Raw genomic sequence first — 12,034 nt, forward strand, 5'->3', positions numbered from 1 at the left:
CAAAATTTCGCCCGACCCCCTATAAAACCGCTTCCCTTCGGGGCAACCTATACCCGAAAGAACTTTCCAAAGGAGCGATCGCCATGGGCAGGTTTCGCTGGTTGTCGTTGCTTTTAACGGTCATCCTCGTTGCCGGCCTGACCGCCGGCTGCACGCCGGGTGCGGCCCGCAAGCCGATTGCCAAGCCGGACATCCCGAAAGAAATCAGCCGGGGGCCGGGTAGAGAGCCCCGGATCAAAGTTTTTATCGTCGAAACCCGAACCATAAAGGAGATGCTGCTTGAGGATTACATGATGGGAACGATAGCCGGGGAAATGAAAAACTGGTTCCCCCACGAAGCCCTGGCTGCACAGGCGATCCTGGCCCGTACTTACGCCCTGAAATTCGTCCAGGACAAAAAACACTCTGCCCTAAACCCGGCCGCCCACATCTCCACCTCCTTTGAAGAAGCGCAGGCCTGGAACCCCAAAAACATCAACTGGTGCATCCGCCGGGCCGTCCGCGCCACCCGGGGTAAAGTGGTGGTCCATAACGGCCGGTACATCAACGCCTGGTTCCACGGCCACGCGGGCGGGATGACCGCCACCGCCAAGGAAGGGCTCAATTACGAGTACCCTGAACCGCCTTATACTAAGGTAGTTAGGTCGGGTAAGGGTCCGGACGCGCCCAGGGACTTTATCAGCTGGCGCACCGTCTTCTCCAAGGCCGAGGTCACCGCCGCCTTAGAGAAAATAGGGCAGAGCCCCGGCGATTTTAGCACCATTACAATCCTGAAGCGCGGGCCATCCGGCCGGGCAACCAGGATGCGGATCGGCAACGCCGTGGTCCACGCCGCGACCCTCCGCACCGCACTCGGCAGCACCAGGATGCGCTCTACACTCCTGACCAGCACCCGCGTGGAGGGAAATAACGTCATCTTCGAAGGAAAGGGGTTCGGCCACGGTGTGGGAATGAGCCAGTGGGGCGCGCGCGAACTCGCCCGGCGCGGTAAAAAAGCCGACGAGATCATCCGCTATCATTTTAAAGGCGTGGATATCGTCAAGCTGTGGTAAAAATAGCGCCTAACGAAAGCAGTGGCAGTAGTAGATCAGCGCGCTCACAACGAAAAGGAGGAAGCCCACCGCCAAAAAATCCAGGGCTACCGCCGGCCGGTAAACGCCGCGGATTATCTGACGCCGAACCACGGCAAAACGGACCGTTGCCAAAACCATCAGCGCCGCCGCGCTGCCCATCAAACCTTCACCGATAAGCTGTAGCGACCGGCCCCCGATCCGCAAACCGACACCCCAGGGGCCGGCCGCCGCAACGGCCACCCAGCGCACCAACAGGAAACCAAAGGCTAAAAGCCCAAGGCAAGTGCGGATCCAAGCTAAAAAGGTGCGCTCGTTGGCCAGATGCGCCCGTACGTGCGCCCGCGCCGCCTGATCGGAAGCAACTTTCTTCTGACGGCCTTCCTCAACGTTAAGAGCCATCGTTTTCACCCGCCTCCACCGTGGTCAGCGTTTGTCCACAATTAAAGCATCGCTAATCGTGCCTGAAGGAACGAAAACCACTTCCGAACGCAAGCGGAGCCGCTCTTTCGCCCGCGCCGCAATCTCTGCGGCCAGCGCCGCCGTTCCTTCCGCACCCTCCACGAGTTCCGCCTCGAGGGTAAGTTCGTCGCGGAAGTCACGCAGCGTCACCACCGCCCGCATAGCCCGCACCGCTGCAAACTCTTCCGCCAGCGCCGCTACCTGGTGCGGGTAGAGGAAAAGGCCCCGCACCTTAACCCCGTCCGCAGCCCGGCCGAGAACACCAACGAGCCGCTTCCCTGGGCGCCCGCAGGGGCACGGCGCGTTGATAAAGGCGCTGAGATCCCCCGTAGCCAGTCTTACGAGCGGGTAGGTAGCGTCGAGGAGCGTAACCACGATCTCTCCGGTTTCGCCTTCCGGAACCGGTTCACCCGTCTGGGGATCGACAATTTCTACCACCACGTCCCGGGCGACGTGGAGCCCCTGTTGCGCAACACATTCGTAGGCGACGCAACCCGTATCGGCGGTGCCGTAGCCCTGAAAAACCGTAATGCCGTATTTCTCCCGCAATAAGCGCCGCAACTCTTCACGCAACTGCTCCGCCGTCACCCAGGCTCGCGCCAGCGCTAGCTCGGTAACAAGCCCCATTTCCTCGGCTTTCTGTAAGAGGGCGTAGAGAAAGCTCGGCACCCCCACATAGCCTGTTACCCGGAGGTCCCGCATAATCTGCACCTGAAGCGCCGCGTTGCCCACCCCGGCGGGGACAACGGTGCAACCAATGCTTCGGAGCGCCCCGTCAAACATAAAACCGGCGGGAGTGAGGTGGTAGGAAAAGGTATTCTGAACTACGTCTCCCGCCTTAAAACCCGCCGCCTCAAGCGCCTCCCGCCAGCGCCAGTAATCCTCCCCCTCACCCTGGGGGTCATAGATCGGCCCGGGCGAGGCGAAGATGCGCTGAAGCCTCTCCCGGGGAACGGCGAGAAAACCGCCGAAGGGCGGGTACTCCTGTTGCCGCCGGCTCAGCTCCCCCTTCCGCGTCACTGGTAGTCGCGGCAGATCCTTAACCTCCCGGATGGCCGCCGGTTCCAAACCCGCAGCCGCAAACTTATCCCGCACCGCGGGTGAGTTTTCGTAGGCGTAGGCGATAAAAGCAGCGAAACTCGCAAAACTCATCCCAGCCACCTCTTGCGCCGCTTGTAATGTTTTACATTCCGGTAGCTTTTCTTCCCCACGTCGGTCAAGCCCAGGTAGAACTCCCGGATGTCTTTGTTGTCCTTGAGCTTGGCAACCTCCCCCTCGAAGACGATCTTGCCGTTTTCCATAATATAACCGTAATCGGCGATCGAAAGCGCGATGTTGGCGTTCTGCTCCACCACCAGGATGGTGGTCCCTTCCTGCCGGTTAATTTCTTTGATAATCCTAAAAATTTCGCCTACGAGTAAGGGCGCCAGGCCTAAAGACGGCTCGTCGAGGAGCATTAGCTTCGGCCGCGCCATGAGCGCCCGCCCGATGGCTAACATCTGCTGTTCCCCGCCGGAAAGATAACCCGCAACCCGGTGCTTTAAATCCGCAAGGCGCGGGAAATAGTGGTAAACACGCGTGAGGTCCTTTTTCAGATTGCGCCTGTCCTTACGGGTGTAGCTCCCCGCGATAAGGTTTTCCTCCACCGTGAGATGCGCGAAGACCCGCCGCCCTTCCATCACCTGGAAGATGCCCCGCCAGGCAATCTCCTCCGCGTCCCTGTTAGTGATATCCGCACCGCAAAACTCAATCGTCCCGTCGGTCACCCTCCCGTTCTCCGCCTGCAACAAACCCGAAATCGCCTTCAGGGTCGTCGTCTTCCCGGCGCCATTTGAACCAAGCAGCGCCACAATCTTGCCTTCAGGCACACTAAGCGACAGCCCCTTTAGGACCAAAATAACGCGGTCGTAGACCACCTCCACGTTGTTCAAAGCCAGCAAGTTGATCCCCCCGTAAGTTCGCGGCGATTACCCGCCTACCCTAATCTAACAGTAATTCGCCCCGCAAGTTCCCGCCCCTGCTTCTACCACCAACTTCTAAAATTCTAAAAACGCGGCCGCCGGTCGGAACCGGCACGGTTCCTTCAGTTTCCCAGCGGCCGCCGCATCTCCCTTTAACCGCGAAAGCAGACTATTTGTAACCGATCCAGTCGGTGAGGTACTCAAACCTGCCGTTCTTAACCTCTGCCAAGCGCACCTTCTCGCTGCCACGGTGGCTTTGAGCGGTGAAGGTGACGGGTGCGGAGAGCCCGCCGGTATCGAAATTCGCCAGGCTCTCGAGCCCTCTCTTAATCGCCTCACCCGTTACTTTATCGCCGGCCCGCTTGATACCCTCGGCCATGATCATCGCCGAGGTCCAGCCCTGAACGAACTTCTGGTTCTTTTCTTCAAGCTTCTGCCCCTTGGCCGCGAGGTACTCCTGGATCACCGCCATTCCCGGAACCTTTTCGTACGGGAAGGCGAAAGGAATGATGCCGATGTAGCCCTCCGCCGCCGGGCCCGCTAACTTGATTACCTTCTCGTCGGCCGCCCAGTTGAGGCCGATGAACTTAGTGGACAGCCCATTCTTCTTCGCGTCCTTCAGCACCGTTGCGGTCAGGTTAGAAGTGCCCTGGATGATAGCGAAATCGGCCTTCTTTTGTTTCAGATCGAGCATCTGAGAAGTGGCGTCGAGGGCTTTAAGGTCGACAACCTCATCCGCCACGATGTCGATCCCGATCTGGGCCGCGTACTTCTTCGCGTCCGCAACGGGCGATTTACCGAAAGGCGTGTCGTTGTAAATCAGCGCCACCCGCGGCTTACGTGACTCCTTCCAGTTGTCTTTGATCCACTTGAGGGCAATCCGGGCCTGGTCGGAATAAGAGGCCGCGACCAGGAAGTTGTAGGGACAGAGGTTAATGTCTAGCAGCCCTTCGGAGTAGGAACCCGAGATGTAGGGGATCTTATCCGCCGCGATCATCTGTTTGAGCGCCTCGGTGTCGCCAGTTCCCCAGCCAAGAATAGCCGCTACCTGGTCCTGCTTGACAAGCTTGTTGTAGGCTTCCAGGGCCTTGGTTTTGTCGTAGGCGTAATCGATCTCGATGAGTTCCACCTGCCGGCCGTTGACTCCGCCCTTGCTATTGAGGTAGTCGATGTAGGCCTTTGCGCCGTCAGCGTAAGGTTGGCCGACGTCCGCCGTCGGACCGGTAAGGTCGAAGATGCCACCGATCTTAACTGGCTCCTTCGTCTTCTCCGCCGTTGCCGGCCCCGTTGAGACCACCTCTTTCTTCCCGCAGCCGGTCGCTACTAAAGCTACGGCCAAACAGAGCACAAAAAACAGATAAATGAGATGCCGCGCGCGCATTTTTATCCTCCCTTCCCGATCAGATCGTTTTTGGAAACAACATCGCCTGTGGCTCGCACTTTCTGCACCATTCGCCCGATGCCTCTTTTCACCTCCTCCCGGTTAATAAGAGAAGGGCCAGAGCCGGAAGTAGTTCTTCACGTCCCTCCAGAGCTTGGCCAGCCCTTCGGGCTCGAAAATCAGGAAGAGGATGATGATCAAGCCAAAAAGGGCGGTCTGCATGGCCAGCAGCAGGTGTTCGATGTTCGGGAAAAAGGTCCCCAGGAAGTCGGCCAGGGCCCGCAGGCCGATGGGTAAAAGCATCATGAAAACGGCGCCGTAAACCGAGCCCAAGACACTCCCCAGCCCACCGATAATAATCATCGCCAGGTACTGGATAGAAACGTCGATCGTAAAATTCTCCGGGGTAATCACACGCGTATAGCCGGCCAAAAGCGCCCCGGCGGTGCCCGCGTAAAAGGAGCTTAGCGCAAAAGCCAGCACCTTGTAGCGGAGGAGGTTGATCCCCATTACCGCCGCCGCGATATCCCGGTCGCGCACCGCCATAAAAGCCCGCCCAACCCGGCTCCGAAAGAGGTTAAAGGTGAAGACTACGGCAAAGATAACCAGAAGGAGCACGAAATAGTAAAAAACCCGGTCGTTGGCGAGGGAATAAGGGCCGAGACTTACCGGCTGGAGCACAATACCCGCCGACCCGCCCGTGAGCGACGTCCAGTGAATGATCGTGAACTCGATGATCACCTGCGCCGCCAGCGTGGCAATGGCTAAGTAAAGGCCCTTCAGCCGGAGTGACGGGATGCCGAAAAGCGCGCCCACCACCGCCGCCGCCAGTCCCGCAAGCGGCAAGGCCGCCCAGAAAGAGAGGCCGAGCTTGGTGGTCAGCACGCCGACCGTATAGGCGCCCACGCCGATAAAGGCGCCGTGGCCGATCGAAATCTGGCCGGTGAAGCCGACCAGGATATTGAGCCCCAAAGCGCCGATTACCGCGATGGCCATAAGGTTTGCCACGCTGACGTAGTAAGGGCCCACTAACAGGGGAAAGAGGAGGAGGAAGGCAATGATGGCCGCCACCTTGAGCTTTGCCGCCGGCGCGAAAAGAATAGCCATGTCCGCCTCATAGGAGGTGGTAAAAAGGCCGCAATCCATAACGAAGGGAAACCTTAACCGCAAGCAACTACACCCTTTCAATGATTTCCTTGCCGAAGAGTCCGTAAGGCCTGATAAGCAGGATCAGGACCAGGATGACAAAGGGCGCTACCTCCTTCACCCCACCGCCGAAAATAGGATCGAGGTAACCGCCCGCCAGATTCTCCAGAACCCCGATAATGAGCCCGCCAATGACGGCGCCCGGAATGCTATCGAGCCCCCCGAGGATGGCCACCGGTAGAACCTTGAGTCCGAGGTGGGCCAGGGAGGAATTGACACCGTTGATGTTGCCGAGGAGGATGCCCCCCACCGCCGCCACCACTGCCGCAATCGCCCAGGTAATGGCAAAAACCCTTTTCACGCTGATACCCATAGAAAGGGCTGCCTGCTGGTCGTCGGCCACCGCCCGCATCACGATGCCGGTGATGGTAAACTTAAAGAAGAAGGCAAAGATCAGTAACAGGAGCAGCGCCAGGCCGAGCGACCAGAGATAAACCTGAGAAACCACAACCTCCCCTATCCGCACCGGCGTCTGCGGAAAGACCGACGGAAAAACGCGGGTATCGGTCCCCCAGATAAACTGGATAATCCCCCGCATCAAGCTCGAAAGACCGATGGTCGCCATGATCACCGCAATCACCGGTTCCCCGATAAAAGGGCGGAGGACCAGGCGTTCAACGAGCACACCGAGGAGCGCCGCGAAACAGAGGGTTAGGGCAATCGCCAGCAGGAAAGGCACCTGATAGGTAACCACAAGGGCGAGCGCCACGTAGGCCCCAACCAGCAGGAACTCTCCCTGCGCAAAGTTGATACAATCGCTTGCCTTATAGATGAGAACGAAACCGAGCGCCACCAGAGCGTAAATACTGCCCACTACGAGACCGGTAACCAAAAGCTGCAAAAACATTCAGGCCACCTCCGCTTCCGCCGGCGCAAGTTCTACCACTTTAAGTGCCGTCTGGACCAGACTCTCGCGGCCGTCCCGGTACTTCACCTTCGTTTCCACTTTGATCTCCGGTAACCCCACATAAAGCCCTTCCACAAGGTTTGCGTATTTCTGGATCACAAAGCCCAGGCGCACCTTTCGCGTCCGGGTAAGCTCCTCGTCGTCAGCGTCGAGCTCCTTGTGCAGAATCACGAAGCGCCTGATCTTGACCGCCGGCGGCAGCTCCTTGTTTACCCGCTCGACTTCCTCCCGCACCAGAGCCAAAACCTCCGGCTTCTGCGAAAGGTCGACGTAGGTGGTGTAAGGGATATGCCGGGCTTCCGCCCAGCGGCCGACGTTCGCCATATCGATGTTGATGAGGGCCACCACGAAGGGGCGGTCCTTGCCGACTACCACCGCCTCCTTGATGTAGGGGCTGAACTTCAGCTTGTTGCTGATGTATTGCGGCGAGAAGATACTCCCGTCTTTAAGGCGCAGCACATCTTTGAGCCGGTCGATGACCACCAGGTGGCCATCCTCGTCCAGATAGCCCGCGTCCCCGGAATGAAGCCAGCCGTCGGATAGCGCCTCGGCAGTGGCCTCCGGGTTTTTGTAGTAGCCGAGAAAGACCGACGGGCTCCGGGAGAGGATCTCGCCGTTCGGAGCGATTTTGATCTCCGTCTCGGGAATCGGCTGGCCCACCGTATGAAACTTTATGTCGCCGTCCCGGTGAACCACCGAAATCCCGGCAATCTCTGTCTGCCCGTAAATCTGCTTGAGATTAACCCCTAGGGCGTGGAAAAACCGGAAGGTTTCAGGCCCGAGCGCTGCGCCGCCGGTGTACGCCCTTTTCAAGCGGTAGAGGCCTAAGTGGTCCTTGATGGCGCTGAAGACGAGCAACTCCCCCAACGAGTTGAGGAACCTAAGCCCCAAGGAGGGCTTCTGCTTTGCAAAACGGCAATCGGCAAGGCGGTACCCGTACCGCATAAAAAAGGAGTAAAGGCGCCGCTTGAGCCAGGTGGAGTCCTCAATCTTCACCTGCACCCGGGAGACGATATCCTCCCAGATCCGCGGCGGCGAAAACATCACGTGCGGGCCGATCTCGCGCAGGTTCTGCTGTACCGTTTCTGGCTCCTCGGGAAAGTTGACGGTGAAGCCAACCCAGAGGGCAGCCGAAACGGTCATCATCTGTTCACCCATCCAGGCAAGGGGAAGAAAAGAAAGGTACTCGGCATCCGGGCCAAGCGGGTCGACGGATAGGAGATTCTTGGCCATCGCCAGCATGTTCCGGTGGCTGAGCATCGCTCCCTTCGGGAAGCCCGTGGTCCCGGAGGTGTAGGCGATGAGAGCCATATCGTTTTCCCGCCCCCGCGCCACCATTTCTTCAAAAAGTCCGGGCTTCTCTTCGTGCAGCTGGGCGCCGAGTTTCTCCACCGACGGGAAATCCAGCAGCAGTGGATCCCGGTAATTTTTCAGCCCTTTCGGATCGTAATAGATGATCCGCTCGACCCGCGGAATCTCCTCTTTTATCTCCAGGAGCTTGTCAACCTGTTCCTGGTCCTCCGCCACCACAAAACGGCTGTCGGAATGGTCAATGACGTAACTTACCTCGCGGGAGAGGGAGTCCTGGTAGATGCCTACCGAAACACCACCAGCCGCCTGGGCCGCTAGCTCGGCGTAAACCCACTCCGGGCGGTTATCCCCGATGATCGCCAGTTTATCCCCCGGCTTAAAGCCGAGATACACCAGACCCAGACAGAAGTTGCGGACGTGAGTCAGATACTCTTCCCACGTTACCGTCTGCCAGATGCCGAATTCCTTCTCCCGCAGCGCTACCTTCTTACGCAAGCGGCGCGCGTTACGTAGCAGCAACTGCGGCATCGTTTCCGCGCGCATCCCCTCTATCGTCACCGCTCAACCCCCATCTGCTGCCCGAGATAGGCCTCGATAACCCGCGGGTTCGTCTGCACCTCGGCCGGCACCCCTTCGGCAATTTTGCGGCCGAAGTTGAAGACCGCAACCCGGTCGGAAATATCCATCACCACACCCATGTCGTGCTCGATGAGGATTATGGTGGTCCCCCACTCCTCCGCGATATCGAGGATAAAGCGCGCCATGTCTTCCTTTTCCTCCGCGTTCATCCCCGTCATCGGCTCATCTAAGAGCAAAAGTTCCGGCTCAAGCGCCAGCGCCCGCCCGAGCTCTACCCTTTTCTGGAGGCCGTAGGCCAACATCCCCACCGGCTTCTGGCGCACGCTCTCGATTTCGAGAAAATCGATAATCTCCTCCACCCGCCGCCGGTGGGCAACTTCCTCCCGCTGCGCAAGACCCCAGTAGAGGCCGCCGCTCAAAATGCCCGCCCGCATGTGGAGATGGCGGCCCAGCATAATATTGTCGAGCACGCTCAAGTGCTTGAAAAGTTCGATATTCTGAAACGTTCGGGAAATACCCAGCTGGGCTCGCCGGTGCGGCGGCAGGCGGGTTATATCCCGGTCCCGGAAGATGATCTTGCCCGCGCTGGGGCGGTAAAGACCGCTGATACAGTTAAGAAGGCTCGTTTTCCCGGCCCCGTTGGGCCCGATGATCGCCAGGATTTCACCCTTGTTTACCTCTAAGCTTACGTTACAGAGTGCAGTAACGCCGCCGAAATGGAGTGATAGCTCGTGGATCGTCAGGAGTCTCAATTACTGCGCCCCCCTTATCTCTCTTGAGGGGGAACCCTTTCCTTCGGAGTTCCTCCAAGATGCCTAACGGAATTTTCTATTTCCACACCAACCGAGAAAATCCTTTTCCGCCAAGCCAACATTTCTAATCCAAATCTTGACTCAAGCGCCACAATCTTGCTCCCAGGATAAGAAGTATGTTATCCTAAAAACAAAGTCAGCCTTGACGAAAGAGGGGTTACGGTGGCTCTCGAAACACTCATCGGCAGGACAAAGATCGTAATTACCAAGGGAGATATCACCCAGGCGGATACCGAGGCGATCGTCAACGCGGCAAACCCAAGCCTCATGGGCGGCGGTGGCGTGGACGGGGCGATTCACCGCGCTGGCGGGCCGGCCATCCTCGAAGAATGTAAGAAGATCGTCGCTGAACAGGGGCCGTGCCGGACGGGACACGCGGTCATCACCACCGGCGGGAATCTGAAGGCCCGCTACGTCATCCACACCGTAGGGCCCCGCTGGATGGGCGGCAACGCCGACGAGGATGCGCTCTTGCGCCAGACCTACCGGAGTTGTCTGGAACTCGCTACGTCTCGCGGCATCAAGTCAATCGCCTTTCCCGCGATCTCTACCGGCGCCTACCGGTTTCCGAAAGAGCGCGCCACCCGGATCGCGCTCAGCACGGTGCGCGAATTTATCAAAGAGAAGCCGCTCGACGAGGTTCGCTTTGTTCTTTTCAGCGACGAAGACCTAAATCTTTATATCCGAACCTGGGAGGCATTGGAAGGCGAAAATCCCTAACCGGACTCCTTCTGGTCCTCCAAGCCAACATGGACCCAAAGCTGGCGAAAAATCTCCGCCAGTTACCGCTTGTCCGTAGCGCCGGAAGTGATGCCGACCGCTTCGTCATTCTTCATAAACACCGGCCACCGCTCGGACCCGCCGTTCACCGGACCTTCGTCATCGTACCCTTTTCCCCGCACTGCGGGCACTTCTGGGGCTTGCACCGGCCCTCTTTCGTCGCGCCGCACTTCGCGCACTTGAAGACCGCCACCGGCTTCACCTCCCTTGCGATGGAAAATAAAAGCATTCATCCCTGCGGCGCCCCGCCCTCTTCCGGCAACGCCACCCGGGTGCTCACCTGCAGCGCCGTAAGGCTGCTACTGATCCTACTCAGGTGCACGCTCATCTCGCTGCGGGAATTGTTCAGCATCGTGAGCGCCCTGGCAAAGCGCCCCTCCAGCTCCTCCTGGAGTGCTGCCACGCCTTTTTGGAAAGCCTGCAGCGAGCTATTCAACTTCTCCAAGTCCACATCCCGTGCCGTCCGCAGAATGGTTTGAAAAACCAGCAAAAGGTACGGCAGAAACATGCTATAGCCTACTAATACTACGTTCTCCTGAAAAACCACCGCGTGGATACCGGAACAGAGATCGTAAACCGCATCCGGCACCGCTACCACCCCGAAGTCGGTGGTACGGCTCGGGTCAAGGTACTTCTTTATCTCCCTGGCCTTCGCGAAAACACTCTCCTCGATTTGCTTCTTTATCTTCTGCTGTTCATTGGGGTCCGCAGCGTTCATAAACTGCTCTAACAGCCCTGTCGCCGGCCACTTACTGTCAATTGGCAAAACGAGCCCGTTGGGCAGCCGCAGCCCGAACTCGACCACCTTATTCCCCACCCGGAAATCCCGCACCTGCCACTCCGGCGGGAGCTTTGCAAAAACGAGATCCAGGATATTCTCTCCCGCCGCCCCTTTGGTATGGGTCCCGGCGATGATCGCCTCCAGCCGCGCTATTGACACCGCCGTTTTTTGTGCCAGCTCCTGCCGGGCTTTGGCGAGTGCCTGCAGCGCCGTCACCCCGTCTTTAGCCTGCGAGAGCTCCGCCTGTATAGTCGCTGCCATCCCGCGTAAAGCGGTAGCTGCAGCGCCTGTCTCCGCTATCCCCGCGCGGAGTGCCTGCAGCGTCTGCCCCACTGCCTGCTGGTTTTGCTCCACCGTGGTCACCCGTTCGGCCAACCCCCGCAGCTCAAGCTGCACCCCGCCCACCACCTGGGGCAAAGTCTCCAGGTGCGCCAGTTTTTCTGATAGCACCGCCGCCTGCGTCTGCACCGCCTGCACCATCTGGTTTAGGCCATTCAGGGTGCTGCACAGATCCGCCCCTCCCCTGCGGAGCTGCAGGTAAAGGATGCCGGCGAGAAAAACCACCAACAAGCCCAGCAGACCAAGAAAAATTTCCACCCGCAGCACACTCCCCTTCCAGACCGGACACCCGAAAATGTTCCTGCGCGGGAAAACGTTTTTGTTTTATAAAGGCGGGAGCAGAAAGAAGCGACCTGCCGTATAATATAATGAGGCTATGACTATGAAAAGCATGGCACTACAAATTAAACTAGCATCTCCTCAAAGCCTCGCCATAGCCTTAACA

12 protein-coding genes are annotated in these 12,034 nt (G+C 58.6%); 2 read left to right on the plus strand and 10 right to left on the minus strand.

All coding sequences use genetic code 11. The features are described 5' to 3' along the window. Window positions 1-83: 83 nt before the first annotated feature. Complete coding sequence (locus tag ACUVTA_RS06270) at window positions 84-1,052, plus strand: SpoIID/LytB domain-containing protein (RefSeq protein WP_445952124.1); 969 nt, start codon at window positions 84-86, stop codon at window positions 1,050-1,052. Between the two features lie 9 nt (window positions 1,053-1,061). Here the strand turns inward: ACUVTA_RS06270 and ACUVTA_RS06275 are convergent, their stop codons facing one another. The 8 genes from ACUVTA_RS06275 to ACUVTA_RS06310 all read right to left on the minus strand — a co-directional run bounded on the left by ACUVTA_RS06275 (window position 1,062) and on the right by ACUVTA_RS06310 (window position 9,629). After that, window positions 1,062-1,472, minus strand: coding sequence for a YidH family protein (locus ACUVTA_RS06275; protein WP_445952113.1), 411 nt, complete (start codon window positions 1,470-1,472; stop codon window positions 1,062-1,064). A 24-nt stretch (window positions 1,473-1,496) separates the two neighbouring features. Beyond that, window positions 1,497-2,684 (minus strand): phenylacetate--CoA ligase family protein, encoded by a 1,188-nt coding sequence (locus ACUVTA_RS06280; RefSeq protein ID WP_445952114.1) that lies wholly within the window; start codon window positions 2,682-2,684, stop codon window positions 1,497-1,499. Next, complete coding sequence (locus tag ACUVTA_RS06285; protein WP_445952115.1) at window positions 2,681-3,472, minus strand: ABC transporter ATP-binding protein; 792 nt, start codon at window positions 3,470-3,472, stop codon at window positions 2,681-2,683. The genes ACUVTA_RS06280 and ACUVTA_RS06285 overlap by 4 nt, the downstream gene beginning before the upstream one ends. Before the next feature lie 190 nt (window positions 3,473-3,662). Next, window positions 3,663-4,874 (minus strand): ABC transporter substrate-binding protein, encoded by a 1,212-nt coding sequence (locus ACUVTA_RS06290; protein ID WP_445952116.1) that lies wholly within the window; start codon window positions 4,872-4,874, stop codon window positions 3,663-3,665. Between the two features lie 102 nt (window positions 4,875-4,976). Continuing rightward, on the minus strand, window positions 4,977-5,981 hold the full coding sequence (locus tag ACUVTA_RS06295) for a branched-chain amino acid ABC transporter permease (RefSeq protein WP_445952117.1): 1,005 nt from the start codon (window positions 5,979-5,981) through the stop codon (window positions 4,977-4,979). A 67-nt stretch (window positions 5,982-6,048) separates the two neighbouring features. Beyond that, window positions 6,049-6,927, minus strand: coding sequence for a branched-chain amino acid ABC transporter permease (locus ACUVTA_RS06300; protein WP_445952118.1), 879 nt, complete (start codon window positions 6,925-6,927; stop codon window positions 6,049-6,051). Continuing rightward, a complete protein-coding gene (locus tag ACUVTA_RS06305) occupies window positions 6,928-8,856 on the minus strand; it encodes a long-chain fatty acid--CoA ligase (protein WP_445952119.1) in 1,929 nt (642 codons plus the stop codon). Further along, complete coding sequence (locus ACUVTA_RS06310) at window positions 8,853-9,629, minus strand: ABC transporter ATP-binding protein (RefSeq protein ID WP_445952120.1); 777 nt, start codon at window positions 9,627-9,629, stop codon at window positions 8,853-8,855. The genes ACUVTA_RS06305 and ACUVTA_RS06310 overlap by 4 nt, the downstream gene beginning before the upstream one ends. Before the next feature lie 222 nt (window positions 9,630-9,851). On the opposite strand from ACUVTA_RS06310, the gene ACUVTA_RS06315 reads away from it, so the two are divergent. Beyond that, on the plus strand, window positions 9,852-10,409 hold the full coding sequence (locus ACUVTA_RS06315) for an O-acetyl-ADP-ribose deacetylase (protein ID WP_445952121.1): 558 nt from the start codon (window positions 9,852-9,854) through the stop codon (window positions 10,407-10,409). A gap of 145 nt (window positions 10,410-10,554) precedes the next feature. On the opposite strand, the gene ACUVTA_RS06320 is transcribed toward ACUVTA_RS06315, so the two are convergent. Together ACUVTA_RS06320 and rmuC are read right to left on the minus strand one after the other, a co-directional pair. Beyond that, a complete protein-coding gene (locus tag ACUVTA_RS06320; protein WP_445952122.1) occupies window positions 10,555-10,698 on the minus strand; it encodes an RCKP-type rubredoxin-like domain-containing protein in 144 nt (47 codons plus the stop codon). Further along, window positions 10,699-11,847, minus strand: coding sequence for a DNA recombination protein RmuC (gene rmuC, locus ACUVTA_RS06325; RefSeq protein WP_445952123.1), 1,149 nt, complete (start codon window positions 11,845-11,847; stop codon window positions 10,699-10,701). Window positions 11,848-12,034 lie beyond the last annotated feature (187 nt).

This window comes from Thermodesulfitimonas sp. (assembly GCF_052743955.1).